Source organism: Dokdonella aquatica (genome assembly GCF_051987395.1).
Taxonomy (GTDB): Bacteria; Pseudomonadota; Gammaproteobacteria; order Xanthomonadales; family Rhodanobacteraceae; genus Dokdonella.
In genome coordinates this window covers 2,750,468-2,769,732 of the sequence record NZ_CP197094.1, presented here as the reverse complement: position 1 = coordinate 2,769,732, position 19,265 = coordinate 2,750,468, and the positions used below count along the sequence as shown (strand labels likewise).

Annotated in this window: 20 protein-coding genes and 2 tRNA genes; 2 read left to right on the top strand and 20 right to left on the bottom strand. The window is 67.2% G+C overall.

The features are described 5' to 3' along the window. Positions 1–114: 114 nt before the first annotated feature. The 12 genes from ACQQ2N_RS12430 to ACQQ2N_RS12375 all read right to left on the bottom strand — a co-directional run bounded on the left by ACQQ2N_RS12430 (position 115) and on the right by ACQQ2N_RS12375 (position 11,792). Positions 115–3,081: a TonB-dependent receptor plug domain-containing protein gene (locus ACQQ2N_RS12430; RefSeq protein WP_440221893.1), complete on the bottom strand. Its 2,967-nt coding sequence runs from the start codon at positions 3,079–3,081 to the stop codon at positions 115–117. A 354-nt stretch (positions 3,082–3,435) separates the two neighbouring features. Next, positions 3,436–3,512 (bottom strand) — tRNA-Pro (locus tag ACQQ2N_RS12425). 89 nt (positions 3,513–3,601) lie between these two features. Next, positions 3,602–4,081: a hypothetical protein gene (locus ACQQ2N_RS12420; RefSeq protein WP_440221892.1), complete on the bottom strand. Its 480-nt coding sequence runs from the start codon at positions 4,079–4,081 to the stop codon at positions 3,602–3,604. A 67-nt stretch (positions 4,082–4,148) separates the two neighbouring features. Beyond that, positions 4,149–4,505, bottom strand: a complete 357-nt coding sequence (locus ACQQ2N_RS12415) for a MerR family transcriptional regulator (RefSeq protein WP_440221891.1) — start codon at positions 4,503–4,505, stop codon at positions 4,149–4,151. Further along, positions 4,483–4,785 carry an integration host factor subunit alpha gene (gene ihfA, locus ACQQ2N_RS12410; protein ID WP_440221890.1) on the bottom strand — a complete coding sequence of 101 codons (303 nt, stop codon included), beginning with the start codon at positions 4,783–4,785 and terminating at the stop codon, positions 4,483–4,485. Before ihfA ends, ACQQ2N_RS12415 begins: the two co-directional genes overlap by 23 nt. Before the next feature lies 1 nt (position 4,786). Next, positions 4,787–7,180, bottom strand: coding sequence for a phenylalanine--tRNA ligase subunit beta (pheT, locus tag ACQQ2N_RS12405; protein WP_440221889.1), 2,394 nt, complete (start codon positions 7,178–7,180; stop codon positions 4,787–4,789). 64 nt (positions 7,181–7,244) lie between these two features. After that, positions 7,245–8,240, bottom strand: a complete 996-nt coding sequence (pheS, locus tag ACQQ2N_RS12400) for a phenylalanine--tRNA ligase subunit alpha (protein WP_440221888.1) — start codon at positions 8,238–8,240, stop codon at positions 7,245–7,247. A 103-nt stretch (positions 8,241–8,343) separates the two neighbouring features. Beyond that, on the bottom strand, positions 8,344–8,703 hold the full coding sequence (gene rplT, locus ACQQ2N_RS12395) for a 50S ribosomal protein L20 (RefSeq protein WP_440221887.1): 360 nt from the start codon (positions 8,701–8,703) through the stop codon (positions 8,344–8,346). Between the two features lie 13 nt (positions 8,704–8,716). Continuing rightward, entirely contained in the window at positions 8,717–8,914 is a 198-nt protein-coding gene (gene rpmI, locus ACQQ2N_RS12390) for a 50S ribosomal protein L35 (RefSeq protein ID WP_440221886.1), read from the bottom strand. Between the two features lie 147 nt (positions 8,915–9,061). Then, entirely contained in the window at positions 9,062–9,583 is a 522-nt protein-coding gene (gene infC, locus ACQQ2N_RS12385; RefSeq protein ID WP_440225755.1) for a translation initiation factor IF-3, read from the bottom strand. Between the two features lie 46 nt (positions 9,584–9,629). Next, positions 9,630–11,537: a threonine--tRNA ligase gene (gene thrS / locus ACQQ2N_RS12380; protein WP_440221885.1), complete on the bottom strand. Its 1,908-nt coding sequence runs from the start codon at positions 11,535–11,537 to the stop codon at positions 9,630–9,632. A 180-nt stretch (positions 11,538–11,717) separates the two neighbouring features. Further along, a tRNA-Val gene (locus tag ACQQ2N_RS12375) sits at positions 11,718–11,792 on the bottom strand. A 223-nt stretch (positions 11,793–12,015) separates the two neighbouring features. On the opposite strand from ACQQ2N_RS12375, the gene ACQQ2N_RS12370 reads away from it, so the two are divergent. Then, the gene (locus tag ACQQ2N_RS12370; protein WP_440221884.1) at positions 12,016–12,414 is read left to right on the top strand and encodes an energy transducer TonB; all 399 of its coding nucleotides are present in this window, start codon (positions 12,016–12,018) and stop codon (positions 12,412–12,414) included. 55 nt (positions 12,415–12,469) lie between these two features. Here the strand turns inward: ACQQ2N_RS12370 and uvrB are convergent, their stop codons facing one another. Further along, on the bottom strand, positions 12,470–14,509 hold the full coding sequence (uvrB, locus tag ACQQ2N_RS12365) for an excinuclease ABC subunit UvrB (RefSeq protein ID WP_440221883.1): 2,040 nt from the start codon (positions 14,507–14,509) through the stop codon (positions 12,470–12,472). A gap of 151 nt (positions 14,510–14,660) precedes the next feature. On the opposite strand from uvrB, the gene ACQQ2N_RS12360 reads away from it, so the two are divergent. After that, positions 14,661–15,218: a GspH/FimT family pseudopilin gene (locus tag ACQQ2N_RS12360; protein ID WP_440221882.1), complete on the top strand. Its 558-nt coding sequence runs from the start codon at positions 14,661–14,663 to the stop codon at positions 15,216–15,218. A 319-nt stretch (positions 15,219–15,537) separates the two neighbouring features. Here the strand turns inward: ACQQ2N_RS12360 and ACQQ2N_RS12355 are convergent, their stop codons facing one another. From ACQQ2N_RS12355 to ACQQ2N_RS12325, 7 genes are read right to left on the bottom strand one after another with little or no spacing between them, the layout of a single operon-like run. Then, on the bottom strand, positions 15,538–16,521 hold the full coding sequence (locus ACQQ2N_RS12355; protein ID WP_440221881.1) for a tyrosine-type recombinase/integrase: 984 nt from the start codon (positions 16,519–16,521) through the stop codon (positions 15,538–15,540). Further along, complete coding sequence (locus ACQQ2N_RS12350; protein ID WP_440221880.1) at positions 16,499–16,729, bottom strand: DUF4224 domain-containing protein; 231 nt, start codon at positions 16,727–16,729, stop codon at positions 16,499–16,501. Before ACQQ2N_RS12350 ends, ACQQ2N_RS12355 begins: the two co-directional genes overlap by 23 nt. Positions 16,730–16,786: 57 nt before the next feature. After that, entirely contained in the window at positions 16,787–17,065 is a 279-nt protein-coding gene (locus ACQQ2N_RS12345) for a hypothetical protein (RefSeq protein WP_440221879.1), read from the bottom strand. Beyond that, positions 17,062–17,313, bottom strand: coding sequence for a hypothetical protein (locus ACQQ2N_RS12340; RefSeq protein ID WP_440221878.1), 252 nt, complete (start codon positions 17,311–17,313; stop codon positions 17,062–17,064). Before ACQQ2N_RS12340 ends, ACQQ2N_RS12345 begins: the two co-directional genes overlap by 4 nt. Next, the gene (locus ACQQ2N_RS12335; protein ID WP_440221877.1) at positions 17,310–17,651 is read right to left on the bottom strand and encodes a hypothetical protein; all 342 of its coding nucleotides are present in this window, start codon (positions 17,649–17,651) and stop codon (positions 17,310–17,312) included. Before ACQQ2N_RS12335 ends, ACQQ2N_RS12340 begins: the two co-directional genes overlap by 4 nt. Continuing rightward, positions 17,648–18,586, bottom strand: coding sequence for a DNA cytosine methyltransferase (locus tag ACQQ2N_RS12330; protein WP_440221876.1), 939 nt, complete (start codon positions 18,584–18,586; stop codon positions 17,648–17,650). Before ACQQ2N_RS12330 ends, ACQQ2N_RS12335 begins: the two co-directional genes overlap by 4 nt. Beyond that, a complete protein-coding gene (locus ACQQ2N_RS12325; RefSeq protein ID WP_440221875.1) occupies positions 18,583–19,197 on the bottom strand; it encodes a hypothetical protein in 615 nt (204 codons plus the stop codon). The genes ACQQ2N_RS12330 and ACQQ2N_RS12325 overlap by 4 nt, the downstream gene beginning before the upstream one ends. Positions 19,198–19,265: the final 68 nt, after the last annotated feature.

Genomic DNA, 19,265 nt, shown 5'->3' with positions numbered 1-19,265 from the left:
CTCGCGCCCCGGTGCGAGGCAAAAAAAAGGCCCCGGTTCCCCGGGGCCTGAAAGGTGTTGCGTTGGAGAGCCGTCCCGGTCCCGAACGGGACGGTGACGGGTATTGATTCCCGCTCAGAAGCGCTGCTGGTAGGACGCGTAGTAGAAGCGGCCCGGGATGCGGTACTGCGGATCGAACGAGTTCGCGAAGCAATCGCCGCAGTACGGCGGATCGCGGTCGAACAGGTTGCGGATACCGAGCGTGACGCGGCCATCCCACGGAGCGTTCCACGACGTCACCAGGTCGAAGTACGTCATCGAACCCATGCGGTTGACGGGCGAGCGGCCCGGCGTTGCGATGACGTTCGTGGTACCCGGCTGGAAGTTGTAGATGTTGATGATGCGGTCCGGATCCGAGCAGTACGTGATGTACGACGGGTCGCCGAGGCCGATCGCATCGAGCGCGAGCGCCGTGTTGCGGACGTTGTTGCAGCTTTCCTGCTGGCCGCTCATGTACTCGGCGATACCGGACACGGTCCACGCGCCGTAGGTCCAGGTCGTGCCGAGCGTCGAACGCAGGCGGAAGCGCGTACCACCACCCGAAGCACCCGCGCCGTTGCGGCCGATGACGTTGCCCGCGGAGATGTCGCCGTCCGCATTGAGCTCGCCACGGTTCGGCTGGCCGAGGTCACCGAGGTAGGTGATGTAGGCGTTGTCCCAGTTGATGCGGAAGTCGCCGAACGACGTGCTGAACTTGTAGTTGGCGCTGAAATCGAAGCCCTCGACTTCCGTGCCGCCCCTGAAGTTCTGGTTGAGCGCGATGACGTCGGTGATCTCGCCCGGGTTCGCGAAGACCGCACCCGAAAGGTCACGCTGGATCTGGCCGCAACGCGAGGCGATGCCGGTGACGAAGCAGTCGTTCAGGATGCCCTGTGCGCTGCGCGAACCGATCGCGTTGGCGATGCGGATGTTGTACCAGTCGATCGAGAAGTCGGCGCCCGGCAGGAAGCTCGGCGAGTAGACGAAGCCGAGGGTCTTGTTCTTCGCCGTTTCCGGGGCGAGCAGCGGGTTGCCGCCGCTACTGGCACGGACCTGCGAGTTGGCCTGCACGTAGTTGGTCGGGATGCCGGCAGCCGCGCAACGCGCACGGACTTCGGCGTTCGACTGGTACGGCACGCTGTTGATCGAGCACGGATCCGACGCGGCCGGGAAGCCGCTGCCCTGGCCCGAGTACAGCTCGCTGATCGACGGGGCACGGAAGCCTTCGCCGTAGCTGCCGCGGATCAGCAGGTCATCGAACACCTGCCAGCGCAGGCCGAACTTCGGGTTGGTCGTCTCGCCGAACGTGTTGTAGTCCGAGTAGCGCGCAGCCAGCGACACTTCCAGGTGCTTGAACACCGGGATGTCCTTGAGCAGCGGGATCGACAGCTCGGCGTAGAACTCGTTGACGTTGTAGCCGCCGCGCGTCGGCAGGTACGGGTTGTCGTTGAGCACGAGGTTCGCGGCGGTCAGCGGATCGGGACTGTCGTAACCGGCCTCGCGGCGGTATTCGTAACCCGCGGCGAGTGCGAGCGCACCGGCCGGCAGATCGACGAGCTCGCTCGAGATGTTGGCCGTGTAGTTGTACATGTTCGAGTTCTGCACGTTGCGCGGCGCAACCTGCACGTAGTTGATCATGTCCTGCGTCACGCCGTTCGGGCCACCGAACACGTTGAACGGGACGCAACCCGCGATCGTTGCCGTCGGGGTGCCGCAACGGGCCACGCCGCCCGCGTCGATGTACGACGGGCCGAGCGCCTGCTGGATGCGCGTCGTGAAGAAGAAGCCGTTCTTGATCTGGACCTGCGTGTTCTCGGCGTAGCCGAAGCCGACGTCCCAGTAGAACGAGCGCGAGCCGATGTCGAAGTTGCCTTCGAGCGCGCCGCTGTAACGCCACGTGTCCTGGCTCTGGCCGAACACGCGCGGGTACAGGATCGGGCGGAACTGGCCACCGGTGATCGCGACGCCGAACGGGTTGTAGATGTTCGTGGCCGAGATGCTGAGCGGCGACAGCGGCATCGCGGCGAGCTGCGCTTCACCTTCACGCTTGGTGTAGAACGCCTCGCTGCGGAAGCTCAGGTTGTCGAAGATCGAGTAGCTGCCCTGCACGTACAGGGAGCGCGTCTCCTGCGGCTGGATCAGGTAGTTGTCGACGGCGAAGTTGTACGCGTCTTCCGCGAAGTTGTACGCGCGGAAGTCGGTCGTCGCGACGGACGGGTTGCAGACCTGGTTCGGGAGGCAGCCCGGCGAGGTGTGGTTCAGCGTGACCGCGCCGCGGCCCGGGATGTTGAACCAGCCGTACGGGTTCGTGATGCTCGCGCGACCCGGCGAACCGGTGTTGGCCGGGAAGCCGTAGAGCGGCACCGCCGAGATCGGACGATCCGCGGCCGAGACTTCTTCCTGCTTCGTGTAGGCGACGTTGAAGAGCACGGAACCGCGCTCGTTGGCCGTGCCGATCGTGAAGTCGTAGGCCTGGCGGTAGCCGTCGTCCTGGTCGTACTGGCCGACGTAGGCGCGCGCTTCGGCACCCGAGTAGTTCGTGCGCGTCGTGATGTTGATCACGCCGCAGATCGCGTCCGTGCCGTACAGCGCCGAGGCGCCGTCCTTGAGGACTTCGATGCGCTCGACCGCCGCGAACGGGATCGAGCTGAGGTCGACCGAGCCGCTCAGCGCGTTGCTGCTGATCCAGCGACGGCCGTTGACGAGCACCAGGGTACGGACCGAACCGCAGTTGCGGAGGTTGACGCCGGTGTTGCCGCTGGTGTTGCCGTTGTTCGTGTTCAGGCTGATCGAGATGCCGTTGGTGGCCATCTCCTTCAGCACGTCACCGATCTGCGTCAGACCCGAACGCTCGAGGTCGGCGCGCTCGATCGTGAACACCGGAAGGGCCGTCTCGATCTCGGTGCGCTTGATGCGGGAACCGAGGACGGTCACGACGTCGAGAGACTGCGTCTCGCTTTCGCCGCTCGTCTGTGCCTGCGCCGCCGGAGCGAACGCGACAACGGACAGCGCGGCTCCCCCGAGCGCAAGCTTGATCGCCGCCTTAAGAGAAGTTGGCTTCATATCAAAAGATCCTCAATGGACAAGTGCAATGAGGGCACCCCCCTTGGCGCGGCACCCTGAATTGATGTTAACCAATAGTTCACATCACTTCCACTTTTTCTGCATCGGTTGACACGAAATTTTCACAGCCCCCTGCTATGCCCCCAAACCCCCTTTCAGCGCAACGACTTGCGCGCGGCCGAGCACCGCCACGTGGCGACGCGCCGGAGGCGAAATGAGGAGAAGAGCGGGAATCGCACGGGGACCACGCACGGACTCGCCGGCGACGTGCGCAACGAGACATCCTGCGATGCGCTGGATGCTCGGCATTCGGTGAAGGGATGGAGGTGGCATCGCAGGACTGCGATACCGCGATGGTCGGGACGGCGGGATTCGAACCCACGACCCCCTGCCCCCCAGGCAGGTGCGCTACCAGACTGCGCTACGCCCCGATGATCGGACCGCCCGATCGGGCGGCCGGCGAGTCTACCGCAAGTCCGCGGTGCTGCCTATGTCCCCGGCGGGACACAGGCGGCGTTCCTCAGCAGTTTTCGTTGGCGCAGCGGTTGAGCGTGTTGCGCTCGCCGAACTCGCGCGCCTGCTCCTGCTCCTCGAGGCGCTGTGCGGCGGACTTGCAGTCGTTGCCCGGGATGCGCGAGTTCACGCCGCGCTTGCGCTCGCAGACGACACGATCACCGGGGCGCTTGGTGAGGATCGCGTTGACCTTCTGCTGCTCCTCGGTGACCTTGGCGACGTCTTCGGGCGGAAGCGCCTCGACGGACGGCACCGCCTGCAGGCGCTTGCCCATGCTCGCCAGCAACGTGTCGACTTCCTTGCGGTCGCGACGGGAGATCGTCGAATACGTACCGCCGGGCTCCATCTGCGCGCGGATCTTCTCCGCCTGGGCGGAAAACTCGGCGTGGGTGCGCGCGGGACCGAGCGTCGTCGGTTGCGGCGTCGATTCGGACCACGCCTGCGTCGCGGTCAAGGCGAGGACGAGTGCGAGAGCAAGTCGGTTCACGTGATTCCCCTTGCAGGCCGCGCCCGCAGGGCGCAGCGGAACGGCCCCGGTCGGGCCGGAAGTCAGTTCATCGCTTGAGAAGCTGCAGCACTTCCTCGAGCTCCATGCGCACCTGGCGCACGATCTGGCTCGACATGCTCGTTTCCATGCGCGCCTGCGGCCCCTCGAGGCGCTGGCGCGCGCCGGTGATCGTGAAACCCTGCTCGTACAGCAACGAGCGGATCTGGCGGATCATGAGGACGTCGTGGCGCTGGTAGTAGCGGCGATTGCCGCGTCGCTTGACCGGCTTGAGGTTGGGAAACTCCTGCTCCCAATAGCGCAGCACGTGCGGCTTGACGCCACACAGCTCGCTCACCTCCCCGATCGCGAAATAGCGCTTCGCCGGAATCGGCGGAAGTTCGCTATTGCTCCCCTGATCCAGCATAGGCTTCGACCCGGACCTTCAGCTTCTGTCCCGGCCGGAACGTCACCACCCGCCGCGCGGAGATCGGAATCTCCTCGCCGGTCTTGGGGTTACGCCCGGGACGTTGGTTCTTGAAACGCAGATCGAAATTGCCGAAACCGGACAACTTCACCTGCTCCCCCCGCTCCAGCGCATCGCGTACCGATTCGAAGAACGCGTCGACGAATTCCTTGGCCTCGCGCTTGTTCAGACCGACGTCCAGGAACAGACGCTCCGCCATCTCAGCCTTCGTAAGCGCCATCCTACCCTCGCAACTTCGCTTTGCAACCCGTCTCCAGCGCGGATACGGCCAGAGCGACGCAGTGATCCGCGTCCTGATCGGTTAGGGTGCGTGAACGGTCCTGCAAAATCAAGCCTGTAGAAAGACTCTTGAAACCTTCGCCGAGGTTCGGGCCGGTGTAGCGGTCGAACAGGAACAGGTCGACCAGGACCGGCCCGACCGCCGCGCGCAGCGCGACCTCGACGTCGGCGTAGGCGACGTCCTCGGGCAGCGTGAACGAGAGGTCGCGACGCACCGACGGATAGCGCGACAGCGCCGTCGCCCGCGGCACCGCGCGCGCGGCGAGCAGGTCGAGGTCGAGGTCGAACACGTAGACGTCGGCGTCGAGATCGAGCGCCTTCTGCAGGCGCGGGTCGAGCATGCCGACATGGCCGACGACGGCATCGCCGCGCCTGATCGTCGCGGCACGGCCAAGATGCAGCCACGCAGGACCGCCGGCCTCGAACACCACGTCGTCGGCCGACGCACCCGCGAGCGCGAGCAGCGACTCGACATCACCCTTGATGTCGAAGAAGTCGACGTCGCGCGAGGATTCGCCCCACTGCGTCTCGACGAGCGCACCGGTCGCGACGCCGGCGAGGCGTGCATTCTCGATCGGCGCGTCCTCGCCCTTCGCGTAGCGGCGACCGGCCTCGAAGAGGCGCACGCGCGTCTGCTGACGCTTGAGGTTCTCGCCGAGCGCCGCGACGAGGCCCGGCAGCAGGCTCGTGCGCATGACCGCGAGATCGGCCGAAAGCGGATTCGCGAGCGGCACGGCGCCGTCCTCGAGGCCCCACGTGCGCAGCGCTTCCGTGCCGACGAACGCGAACGTGATCGCCTCGGCGTAGTCGCGCGCGGCGAGCTGGGCGCGCAGCGCGTTCGTCGTCACGCGCGTCTCGGATGGTGCGTGCGGCACGATCTCGCCGCTCGGCGAGCGCGCGGGAACGTTGGAATAGCCGTGGATGCGCGCGAGTTCCTCGATGAGGTCCTCCTCGATCGCGATGTCGAAGCGACGGCGCGGCGAGGTCACCTGCCAGCCTTCGGGCGTGGCCTCGACCTGCATGCCGAGCGCACGCAGGATGCGCTCGACATCGGTATCGGCGATCGCGATGCCGAGCACGCGCGCGATGCGCGCGCGGCGCAATGCGATCGTCGCCGGCGACGCGAGCGCACCGTCGATCGTGTCGTCGACCAGAGGTCCCGGCATGCCGCCGGCGATGTCGAGGATCAGGCGCGTCGCGTACTCGACCGCCACCGGTGGCAGCGACGGATCGACGCCACGCTCGAAACGATGGCCCGCGTCGGTGTGCAGGCCGAGCCGGCGGCTGCGGCCGATGATCGTCGACGGGATCCAGTGCGCGGCTTCGAGGAACACGTTGCGCGTCGCGGAACCGACCTTGGTGTCCTCGCCGCCCATGATGCCGCCGAGCGCGACCGCGCGTGCGCCGCGACCACCGCGGCTGTCGGCGACGACGAGGAACTCGCCGTCGAGCTCGACGGTGCGACCGTCGAGCAGCTTCACCGTCTCGCCCGCGCGGGCCGGACGCACGACCACGGTGCCTTCGAGCGCGTCACGGTCGAACGCGTGCATCGGCTGGCCGAGCTCGAGCATGACGTACTGCGTCACGTCGACGAGGAAGCTGATCGGGCGCACGCCGGCGCGGCGCAGGCGTTCGGCCATCCAGACCGGCGTGGCGACGGAGGCGTCGACGTTCTCGATCACGCGTCCCACGAAGCGCGGCACGCGCTCGCCCGCCTCGAGTGACACCTCCATGCGCGCCGTGCCCTGCGCAGGTACGGCGTGTGCCTCGAGCGGCGTGACTTCGCTGCCGAACGCGGCAGCGACGTCGTAGGCGATGCCGCGCACGCTGAAGCAGTCGGCGCGGTTCGGCGTGAGTTTGATCTCGATGCTCGCGTCGGGCAGCCCGAGGTACTGCGCGAGCGGCGTGCCGACCGGCGCATCGGCCGGCAGCTCGAGCAGGCCCGAGGCATCGGCGTCGAGGCCGAGTTCCTTCGCCGAGCACAGCATGCCGTTCGAGGCGACGCCGCGCAGCTTCGCGGCCTTGATGGTCAGCTCGCCGACGCGCGTGCCGATCGTCGCGAGCGGCGCGACGAGGCCCGGGCGCGCATTCGGCGCACCGCTGACGATCTGCAGCGGCGCATCGCCGCCGGCATCGACCTGGCAGACCTGCAGGCGGTCGGCCTCGGGATGCTTCTCGGCGGACACGATGCGTGCGACGACGACGCCGTGGAGCGCCTCGCCGAGCGGCGTGACCTCCTCGACCTCGAGGCCGATCGCGGTCAGCGTCGCGGCGAGTTCGTCGCGCGTCGCGTCGGTGCGGACGTGCTGGCGCAACCAGTGTTCGGAAAACTTCATCGCTCGTGATCCGTTGGGACGGAGCCTCGCTCCGTCACGTTGAAGGCGGGAAAGCTGCGGTGCTTCAGGCGAACTGCCGCAGGAAGCGCACGTCGTTCTCGAAGAACGCGCGCAGGTCGTCGACGCCGTAGCGCAGCATCGCGAAACGCTCGACGCCGAGTCCGAACGCGAAGCCCGTGTAGCGCTCAGGATCGATGCCGACCGCCTTGAGCACGTTCGGATGGACCATGCCGCAGCCGAGCACCTCGAGCCAGCGCGTGCTGCCGTCGGCCTGCTGCCAGGCGATGTCGACCTCGGCGCCGGGTTCGACGAACGGGAAGTAGCTCGGGCGGAAGCGCATCTCGAAATCGCGTTCGAAGAACGCACGAACGAGCTCGCTCAGCGTGCCCTTGAGGTCGGCGAACGTGGCGTGCTCGTCGACGAGCAGGCCTTCGATCTGATGGAACATCGGCGAGTGCGTCTGGTCGCTGTCGGAGCGGTACACCTTGCCCGCCGCGATCATGCGCAGCGGTGGCTGGTGCTGACCCATGTAGCGCACCTGCACGCCCGAGGTGTGCGTGCGCAGCAGGCGGCCGTCGCCGAAGTAGAACGTGTCGTGCATCGCGCGCGCCGGATGGTGCGGCGGGAAGTTGAGCGCCTCGAAGTTGTGCCAGTCGTCCTCGATCTCGGGCCCGTCGGCGAGCTCGTAACCGAGACGGCCGAAGATGTCGCAGATGCGCTCCATCGCGCGCGTGACCGGATGCAACGTGCCGCGCGCGGCACGGCGGCCCGGCAGCGTGACGTCGACGCGGTCGGCGGCGAGGCGCGCGTCGAACGCGGCTTCCTCGAGCACGCTGCGGCGCGCGGCGATCGCCGCGAGCACCTCGTCCTTGGCGACGTTGATGCGTTCGCCGGCGGCCTTGCGCTCTTCGGCCGGCAGCTTGCCGAGCTGCTTGAGCTGCTCGGTGACGAAACCCGACTTGCCGATCGCGGCGACGCGCTCGGCGTCGAGCGCCTCGAGCGTGCCCGCCGCGGCGATCGCCTGCAGCGCCGGCCCGATGCGGCTGTCCAGTGCATCCATCGAAAAAACCCCTCTCGGAAAATGAAATGGGGAGCGAGGCGAAAGCCTGCTCCCCACGTTCATCGCACAGGCGGGCATCCCGGCGGACCGGGATGCCGCGGGATCACGCAGCCAGGGCGGCCTTCGCCTTCTCGGCCAGCGCGCCGAACGCCTGGATGTCGTGCACGGCGATATCGGCGAGGACCTTGCGGTCGACGTTGATCTGCGCCTTCTTGAGGCCGTTCATGAGACGGCTGTAGCTCAGGCCGTACATGCGTGCACCGGCGTTGATGCGCACGATCCACAGCGCACGGAACTGGCGCTTGCGCTGCTTGCGGCCGATGTAGGCGTACTGGAGCGCCTTGATGACGGCCTGCTTGGCGACGCGGTAGACCTTGCGGCGGGCGTTGTAATAGCCCTTCGCGCGGGAGATCAGCTTGCGGTGCCTGCGGTGGGCGGTGACGCCACGTTTCACTCGTGCCATGGGTCAGTCCTCCTTACAGGTACGGCAGCATGCGGGCGACGCGACCGGCGTCTTCGGCGCGCACGTGGTTCTGGCCACGCAGGTTGCGCTTACGCTTGGTCGACTTCTTGGTCAGGATGTGGCTCTTGAATGCGTGGCCGCACTTGAACTTGCCTGACGCGGTCTTGCGGAACCGCTTGGCAGCGGCCCGGTTGGTCTTCATCTTGGGCATGGGCCCAACTCCTTTGGTGGTTTTGTTTACGGGCGCGAGCGACGGCGGCTGCCGTACTTTCCTTCCTGCTCGAACCGGCTTGTTCTTCGACCCGCGAGCGGGTCGTCTCCTCGGCACCGCCGGGAGACCCGGACGGCGACGTCCTGCTTACTGCTTCTTCTTCGGCGCGATCATCATGACCATGAGGCGCCCTTCCATGCGCGGGTACTGCTCGATGACGGCTTCTTCCACGATGTCGGCCGCGATCTTCTTGACCATCGCGTCGCCGAGCTCCTGGTGCGCCATCTCGCGGCCCCTGAAGCGGATCGTGATCTTGACCTTGTCGCCTTCCTCGAGGAAGCGCCTGAGGTTGCGGAGCTTGATCGCGTAGTCCCCGACGTCGGTCGTGGGACGGAACTTGAGCTCCTTGATCTCGACCTGCTTCTGCTTCTTCTTGGCCGCGTGGGCCTTCTTCTGCATGTCGAACTTGAACTTGCCGAAGTCCATGATGCGGCAGACCGGCGGATCGGCCTGGGGCTGGATCTCGACGAGGTCGAGGCCGAGCTCCTGGGCCATGCTCAAGGCTTCGTCACGCGAGAGCACACCGACCTGCTCTCCGTCAGCGCCGATCACACGGACCCGCGGAACACGGATCTCGAGATTGCGGCGGTTGGCTTTTTCGGTGGCGATACGACAATCTCCCTAAGGGTCTAACGGATGCCCGAGGCGCCACCGCTCAGGCGGTGGCACCCTCGGATCTGAGTTTCTCGGCGAAGTCCAAGACCTTGAAAGTACCGAGGTCTTCGCCCGAAAGCGCACGCACGGCAAGGGTCCCCGATTCCTTCTCCCGGTCGCCAGCGACCAGCAGATACGGGATCCTGTTGAGCGTGTGTTCGCGGATTTTATAGCCGATCTTCTCGTTTCGCAAATCGGCCTCCACCCGGAAGCCTTGCGCCACAAGGGCTTGCGCCGCCTCGCGCACGAAATCGGCCTGCGCGTCGGTGATGTTCATCACGACCGCCTGCACCGGCGCGAGCCACGCCGGGAACTGGCCGGCATGGTTCTCGATGAGGATGCCGATGAAGCGCTCCATCGAACCGACGATCGCGCGATGCAGCATGACCGGCGTACGGCGCTGGCTTTCCTCGTCGATATAGGTCGCACCGAGGCGACCCGGCATCATGAAGTCGACCTGCATCGTGCCGAGCTGCCACGTGCGGCCGATCGCATCCTTCAGGTGGTACTCGATCTTCGGACCGTAGAACGCGCCCTCGCCCGGCAGCTCCTTCCACTCCACGCCCGCGGCCGACAGCGCGGAGCGCAGCGCGCCTTCGGCGCGGTCCCACGTGGCGTCGTCGCCGAGACGCGAATCCGGGCGCAGCGCGATCTTGATCTGGATCTCGTCGAAACCGAAGTCCGCGTAGACCTTGAGCGCCTGCTCGTGGAACGCGCGCACTTCCGATTCGATCTGCGACTCGGTGCAGAAGATGTGGCCGTCGTCCTGCGTGAAGCCGCGCACGCGCAGGATGCCGTGCAGCGCGCCCGACGGCTCGTTGCGATGGCAGGAGCCGAACTCGCCGTAGCGGATCGGCAGGTCGCGGTAGCTGTGCAGGCCCTGGTTGAAGATCTGCACGTGGCCCGGGCAATTCATGGGCTTCACCGCGTAGGTCCGCTTCTCGGACTCGGTGAAGAACATGTTGTCCTTGTAGTTGTCCCAGTGGCCGGACTTCTTCCACAGCTCCACGTCGAGGATCTGCGGGCAGCGCACCTCGCCGTAGCCCGTCTCGCGGTAGAGGCGGCGCATGTACTGCTCGACGACCTGCCAGACCGCCCAGCCCTTCGGATGCCAGAATACGAGGCCCGGCGCCTCTTCCTGCAGGTGGAACAGGTCGAGCTGCTTGCCGATGCGGCGGTGGTCGCGCTTCTCGGCTTCCTCGATGCGCTGGATGTAGGCCTTGAGCTGCTTGTCGTCGGCCCACGCCGTGCCGTAGACGCGCTGCAGCTGCTCGTTCTGCGCATCGCCGCGCCAGTACGCGCCCGAGATGCGCGTGAGCTTGAACGCCTTGAGGAAGCGCGTGTTCGGCACGTGCGGACCGCGGCACATGTCGACGTATTCCTGGTGGTAGTACAGGCCCATCGCGGTGACGTCGTCGGGCATGTCGTCGATCAGGCGCAGCTTGTAGTCCTCGCGGCGCGCCCTGAACACCTCGACGACTTCCGCACGCGGCGTCATCTTCTTGACCACGTCGTAGTCGAGCGCGATGAGCTCGCGCATGCGCTGCTCGATCGCGGCAAGGTCGTCCGGCGTGAAGGGGCGCTCGCTCCAGATGTCGTAGTAGAAACCCTCCGCGATGACCGGGCCGATGACCATCTTGGCCTCGGGGAACAGCTGCTTGACCGCGTGGCCGACCAGATGCGCGCACGAGTGGCGGATGATCTCGACGCCCTCCTCGTCCTTCGGCGTGATGATCTGCAGCGCCGCATCGTGGTCGATGACGTCACTGGCGTCGACGAGACGGCCGTCGACCTTGCCGGCGACCGTCGCCTTGGCGAGGCCGGCACCGATCGACGCGGCGACCTGCTGCACGCTGACGGGGCCGTCGAACGGACGGACGCTGCCGTCGGGAAGGGTGATCTGGATCATGGCCGGACCTCTGATCTCGGATTCGGAAAAACAAAAGGGCGCCGAAGCGCCCTTTGTCTTTTGCATGGTCTGCTGAGCGTCGGTGGTGTCAGGTCGTCGGGGTTCGCGTCATGGTGATCGTGTTCGTTGGAACTACGACTCTCCTGATGGATCCGGACCGTTACCGATGCATCTGCAAACTGGTGGGCGCGACAGGGATCGAACCTGTGACCCCTACCATGTCAAGGTAGTGCTCTACCGCTGAGCTACGCGCCCGTTTGAAGCGGGGCGCGAAGCCTAACCGAGTCCGTCGCGGTGCACAAGCCCGATCGTGCGCGTGCGCGACGATGCATGCGGATCGAAACGCTGCGACGCCACGCATTGCGACGCTTGCAGGCACCGGTGCGTCGTGGAAGGAACGGGTTGCGGACGTACGCGGCCCGCTCGGCCGCCGTGCTCGACGGCCTCCGATTCCGTCGATCCGCAGAGGCATCCCGGCATGCGTTTCACCTGTCTCGCCGCGGCACTCGTGATGGCCGCACCGACTTCGCTGCACGCCACGCCGCGCAGCGAGCTGATCGAGATCGAGGCGGACAGGCTCGCCGAGTACTGGGTACCCGAGAAGACGAGCGTGAGCGGCACCCACGAGCCTGCAAGAAGGCGCTCGGGCGCGGCACTCCCGCAAGCCCGCGAAGTCGTGCTGCGGTTCGTCATCGATGCGAGGGGCCGGATCCGCGACGTCGAGGTAGTCAGCTCGTCGCCGCCGCATGCGGATCATCGCTGGGCGGTGACGATGCTGAAGCTGACGTCGTACGTGCCGGCGGAATCCAATACCAGGCGCAGCGCGGTGCGACTCGTCTCGACGATGACGCTGCGTGCGCCGTCGACCGATCCATGACCGTCCGTATCGCGACACCGCGTGACGACAGCGAAGGACCGCGCGTCGCCGGCCCTCAGCCGATGAAACCCTTCTCGCGCACGCGCTGGATCTCGTCGCGCAGCTTTCCGGCCTCCTCGAACTCGAGGTCCTGCGCGTGCTTGTACATCTGCGCCTCGAGCTTGCGGATGCGCGCGGCGACCTGGTCCGGCGTCATCGTCGCGTAGTCGGCCGCCTCCTCGGCGGCACGGCGTGCGGTCGCCGGCGCGGCCTTGCCGCGCTTGCCGCGCGCGGGCGCCTCGCCCGCGTCGGCACGCGCGCCTTCCATGATGTCGGTGATCGCACGCTGCACGCTGCGCGGCGTGATGCCGTGGGCCAGGTTGTACTCGACCTGCTTCTCGCGGCGGCGGTCGGTCTCGTCGATCGCCGCGCGCATCGAGCGCGTGATCGTGTCGGCGTAGAGGATGGCCTTGCCGCGCAGGTTGCGCGCCGCGCGACCGATCGTCTGGATCAGCGAACCGCTCGAGCGCAGGAAGCCCTCCTTGTCGGCGTCGAGGATCGCCACGAGCGACACCTCGGGCATGTCCAGGCCCTCGCGCAGCAGGTTGATGCCGACGAGCACGTCGAACTTGCCGAGGCGCAGGTCGCGCAGGATCTCGACGCGCTCCACCGTGTCGATGTCCGAATGCAGGTATCGCACGCGGATCCCGTGCTCGCCGAGATACTCGGTGAGGTTCTCGGCCATGCGCTTGGTCAGCGTCGTGACGAGCACGCGGTCGCCCATCGCGATGCGCGCGTGGGCCTCGGAGAGCAGGTCGTCGACCTGCGTGCGCACGGGGCGGATCTCGACCTCGGGATCGATGAGGCCGGTCGGACGCACGACGAGTTCGGTGATGCTGCCGGCCGACTTCTCGAGTTCGTACGCACTCGGCGTCGCCGACACGAAGATGCTGCGCGGCGCGCGCTGCTCCCACTCCTCGAAGCGCAGCGGGCGGTTGTCGAGCGCCGACGGCAGGCGGAAGCCGAACTCGACGAGGTTCTCCTTGCGCGCGCGATCGCCCTTGTACATGCCGCCGAGCTGCGGGATCGTCACGTGCGACTCGTCGACGACGAGCAGCGCATCGGGCGGCAGGTAATCGAACAGCGTCGGCGGCGGCTCGCCCGGCGCGCTGCCGGTGAGGTGGCGCGAGTAGTTCTCGATGCCGTTGCAGTAGCCGATCTCGGCCATCATCTCGAGGTCGAACTGGGTGCGCTGCTGCAGGCGCTGCGCCTCGAGCAGCTTGTTCGACGCGTACAGCTGCGCGAGCCGCTCGGAGAGCTCGAGCTTGATCGTCTCGATCGCGTTGAGCGTGGCCTGACGCGTCGTCGCGTAATGCGTCTTCGGGTAGACGACGTAGCGCGGCACCTTGCGCAGCGACTCGCCGGTGAGCGGATCGAACAGGCTCAGGTTCTCGATCTCGCCGTCGAACAGCTCGATGCGCAGGGCCTCGGTCTCCGACTCGGCCGGGAACACGTCGATCGTCTCGCCGCGCACGCGGTAGCTGCCGCGGCGCAGCTCCATCTCGCCGCGCGTGTACTGCAACTCGGTGAGATGGCGGATCAGCGCGCGCTGGTCGATGCGCTCGCCGCGCGCGAGGATGAGGCGCATCTGCAGGTAGTCCTCGGGCTTGCCGAGGCCGTAGATCGCCGACACCGTCGCCACGATGAGCGCGTCGCGACGCGACAGCAGCGCCTTGGTCGCCGACAGGCGCATCTGCTCGATGTGCTCGTTGATCGACGAATCCTTCTCGATGTACGTGTCCGACGCCGCGACGTAGGCCTCGGGCTGGTAGTAGTCGTAGTAGCTGACGAAGTACTCGACCGAGTTGTGCGGGAAGAACTCCTTGAATTCGCCGTACAGCTGCGCGGCAAGGGTCTTGTTCGGCGCGAGCACGAGCGTCGGCCGCTGCACGCGCTGCACGACGTTGGCGATCGTGTAGGTCTTGCCCGAACCCGTCACGCCGAGCAGCGTCTGGTGCGCGAGCCCGGACTCGAAGCCGTCCGTCAGCCGCTCGATGGCCTGCGGCTGGTCGCCCGACGGCGTGTACGACGAAACGAGCTGGAATCGGTCGGACATGGGAGCTCCGGGGCGAGAGGGTTCATTCTAGGCGCGGCATCGCACCGACGGGACATGTCGACGTTTTCCTACGTGCGCAAGGGGGCGCTGGCGATCGCCGCGCTCCGGAACAGCCACGACGATGACGTTCCGTCCTCGTCGAGTAACCGTCATGCACGCGCGCCCCGCTCCGCAGACCGGCTTCACGCTCATCGAGCTGCTCACCGCGGTCGTCATCCTCGCCGCGCTCTGTGCCTTCGCGCTGCCTGCGTTCGCCGGGCTCTTCGACGCGGGCGCTTCGCGGAGTGCTCGCCACGCCCTTGCAGTCGCCATCGGTGAAGCACGTGCCGCCGCGATCACGCAGGGACGCTTCGTCAGCCTCTGCCCCTCGCGCGACCTGCAGACCTGCTCCGGCGACGGCCTCTGGCATCACGGCTGGATATCGTTCACGGATCTCGATCACGACGGCACGCGCAACGCGGGCGAGCCCATCGTCGGCGTCACGCAGGCGCAGCACAGGGGTGTCGCGATCCGCAGCACGAGCGGCCGCCCCCACATCCGGTACATGCCCAGCGGCATGGCGACGGGAACGAATCTCACGCTCACCATCTGCGACCGGCGGGGGGCCTCCCACGCCGTGACGCTCGTCCTCAACAACGCGGGCCGGCTGCGGCGCGGAACGCCGACGCCGGATCAGGCCGCGTCAGCCTGCGCGGCCGTCGGCACATGACGGGATGATGGCCTGGCCAAATCGGCACCGGGGGGGCCACGCGAAACGCCGAGGTGTCCGAAAAAACGAAAACGCCCGCACGAGGCGGGCGTTGTACGTGGAGCTCAACGTGCGATCGATCCTGTATCACGCGTTGCTGGAAAGGTGGCGCCCGAAGTTGGACTCGAACCAACGACCCCCTGATTAACAGTCACGGCGCACAAACCTCCCAAGCTCCGGGGCGCGTTCAGCTTTCTACCTCGCGCGCTGTCCAATATAGAAGGTGTCCGGCCTCAGAAACACCCGGGGAAAGCCGCCCACCCGCGGTCCGTATTGGACGCTATCGGGAGGGCTTCGTGCGCACCGGCTTGGCCCGGTAGTGCTTGCGCGTCGTGGCCGGATTCTTGTGCGCGAGCAGCTCGGTCGCGTGCGCTTCCTCGATGTCGCTGCCGGCCTTGCGGCGCAGGTCGTGCAGCCGGACGTCCTTCACGCCGGACTTCGCGCGCGCGACCCTGAACAGGGCGCGCAGCCCGCTCGGCGTGTACGGCCCCGGCCCGCGCTTGGCGTGCTTGCCCTTCGGGTTCGACTCGAACAGGTAGAGCCTCCCGAACCGCCGCCACAGACGGTTCGCTTCCGCGACGCATGCGCGTAGCTCGTCGCTCCATACGACCACCCGGGCCACCCCGGTCTTCTCGGTCGTGTAATGGATCCCCTCCCCGTCCATCCCGTCCAGGCGCACGCGCAGTGCGTCGCCCTGCCGCATCGCAGTCAGGTGCAGGAACCGCTGAATGCAGGCGAGCTTCGGCGACGAAGCGTCGAGCAGCGTCTCCTGTTCCTCGTCGGTCACGTAGCGCTGGCGCGGCTTCTCCTCGTTCCGGTAGTTCAGCCCCTTCGTCGGATCGTCGGCCGCGCGCGGGAACGCACCGGTGCGGCGGGCATGCGTGTACGCCGCCGAAAGCAGCGCGCGGTCGCGGTTTGCCGACACGGTGCCGTGCTCGGTCAGGTAGCGGTACACGTGGGCGGCGGTGACGTCCTGCAGGCGCATCGCCCCGAACACCGACGCGAGCCGCTCGGCGCTGTGCCGGTAGCCTTCCAGCGTCGCCGGCGCCAGCCGGTTCGCGCTCGTCTCGAGGTAGTGCGCGATCGCGTCACGCACCGTGTTCACCTGGGGCGCCGTGCCGATCAGCTCGGCGTACTTGATCAGGGCCGGCCCGAAGTCGCGGCCGAGCGGGTGCCACTTGCCGGCGCGCACCAGGTAGTAGGCCCCGCGCCGCTGGAACATGCAGGCCGGCAGGTGCCGGTTATGCTTGCGCCGCCTTCCCATGCTTGATCGCTCCCCAGTTCGGTTCAGCCTGCTTCCGTGCCGGCGCGCGCGCGCTGGTCACTGCGGCGCGCTCGACGAGCGGCCGCCCCACGGCGTTCGGACGGAACGCTACGCCCAGCACGGCCAGCGCGCGACACTGCGCCGGCCAGCGCTTCTTCGCGGTCAGCTCCTCGACCTCGTCGGGTGTGAGCCAGAGGCTATCGTTCATCTGCTTTCCGGTTATTCGGCGGATAGCTGGGATCCGACTTGAACATCGAGTCGTCGGTCAGCTGCCAGCACGCGCTGTCGCGCACGTAGCGCACGAACTTCGCGCGCTGCAGCCAGTTGAGTCGCGCCGCCAGCAGGTGGCGAAGGCGCGCGGCCGGAACTGGAGGCGCGCGAGCACGCGGTTGAACTCGAGCATCGACTCGGTAGCGATGCGCACGGCGAGCGTCATCGATCGCGTGCTCTTCGCGGCGACCTCGAGCGAGTAGCGCACGCGCATGGTTTCGCCTGCCGGGAGAGGCGTGTCGAACTCGCCCGACGGCATCGGCTCGGTCGTCATCGGCTCGGTCCTTTCGAAGCGGGGGTTGAGATTTCGCCGGCCGTGGCCTCGCGCGCGGGCGTGGGCGAAGCGATCGCTTTGTGCGCCTCCCATCCCGCGAGCCAGGCCGTCCGGACGCGATTGCGCAAATACTCGTCGGCCCGTGCGGTGTCGAGACCGAGCGTCGTCGAGTCGGAGAGGCTCCGGCCTTCGCCACCGGCAAAGAACGCGGCGAGCTCGCGCGCTGTGATGCGTCCGTCGGTGCTCATCGCATGCGCAGCCATTCGCCGAACCGCAGCCCGCAGTCCGCGTCCAGCCACTGCTGGTATCGCTTTTGGCTGCGCGTGTACTTGGGCGGGCTGGGGCTGTGCTCGCTCACCGCTCGCCGGCCGGCGTCGGTCACCACGAAGGTGTAGTTGCCGCCACTCAGCTCGCTCGGTCGGTAGCGGTGCATGAAGCCGGCGTCGACGTTGGCGCAGCACGCGTCGTACCCGTCGCAACCGGGGCCGACGACGTAGTGATTCCGGTACTGCCTGCCGCGACCGAATCGGTCGACGCCCAGCGCGTGCTGCAGAACGTCCAGCTGCTGTTGCGAAGGGGCGCTCATGTCGTCAGGCCTCCGCACGCTTCGTCGAACGCGAGGACGAACTCGGCGGCTTGCTGCGGAACGATCGCATTGCCGTAACCGCGGAGTCGCACCACGCGCTCGGGTATCCCATGAGCCAGCGGGAATGTGCCGGGTTCAACTGGCCGCCACTTCCCATCTCGGCAGAGCAGCCAGTCAGCATCTGCCCAGAAGCCGTGAAGCGGTGCGGTCCCGCCAGCGCAGCAAAGTACTGCAGCCGTGCTTGAATCTTCGTGCCGTCCGAGCGTTTCTGCGATATCGCGTGCTGCGGTGCGGGCGACCGATCGTTGCTGCAACAAGCTGTCGGCCATCCCGCCAGCCACGCCACGCGACCAAGCAGCGCATTCAGCGGCACGTTGACGTTCGGGTTTGCGCCGTCCTTCCAGTCGCGAGTCGTGGGCGTGGGCCAGCCTGACGCCGGCCCAGTAGGTGCGGTCGCGGATGTGCGGTGCGCCGAGCCCCGCAGCCGGGAAAGCGATGCTCCCCCCGGCGTAGCCCAGGCTTTCCAGGTCAGCGAGTACAAGGTCGAGCCACGGCCCTGCAGCCGCGCTCGCAACCTGCTCGCCAAAGACGTTTGCAGGGCGGCACTCGCTGATGAGGTGGAAGAACGCCGGCCAGAGATGCCGCTCGTCTGCAAACCCAGCTCCCGCACCTGCCGCGCTGAAAGGTTGGCAAGGACAGGAACCAGTCCAGACGGGTCGATCAGCTGGCCATCCGGCAAGAGCCAGGGCGTAGGCCCACCCTCCGATCCCAGCGAAGAAATGGCACTGGTGATAGCCGCGGAGGTCGCTGGGGACAACGTCCTCGATGCTTCGCTCGTCGACGTCGCCGGCCGCGAGGATTCCGTCAGCGATGAGCTGCCGAAGCCATGCGGCCGTGCGCTTGTCGAACTCGTTGTAGTAGACCCGTCCATTCACGGACCCACCGATGCCTGCGACGGCGGGCCGTAGAGACGATCGAACGCCTCCACGTCGACGTTCGAAACCATGTAGGCCTCGCCGAAGTTGTAGTGCGCCGGGTAGTTCAGGCCGGGGAGCGTGAAGGTCGCCGAGCTCCTGATGCCGTGGAGATGCGACTCAGCTTTCTCGAGCTTCGTGCCGTAGACGTGGACGCGGGTGACGGTCGCCGCTGGGAAACGGGTCGTGACGAGTTCGCACATCGCCGCGACGGCCTGGGCGCGCGCCGTGCGCCGGAATCGCGCACGCGCCAGACACTCAGGGGTGCAGTAGACCGATTGCCCGACCTCGCACGGATCGAGCGGTTCGCCTTCGTCGCTTTCCTCGGTGTCGGCTTCGATCCGCTGCCCGCAGTGGTGGCAGTCGAACCACCATCCCGCCGCGATCAGCACGAGCGGCGGCACGGGCCCCGGGCAGTAGTCGTCGAACTGCGGCGCGCGCCGGCACGAATCGACCTCGGTCCAGTCGAGATCCAGCATGCTCGCGCCCTCACGCCGGGCGGTCGCGCTGTTGGTCGCGAAGACGACGCAAGCATGCCCCTCGTATTCCTCAGAGACCGTGTAGGCCTTCATCGGCTTGGGGTGCTGCTGGGCAGGCGCGAGGGAGGGGGCGTGGGGACACGCCTGCCCAGCAGCGGTGG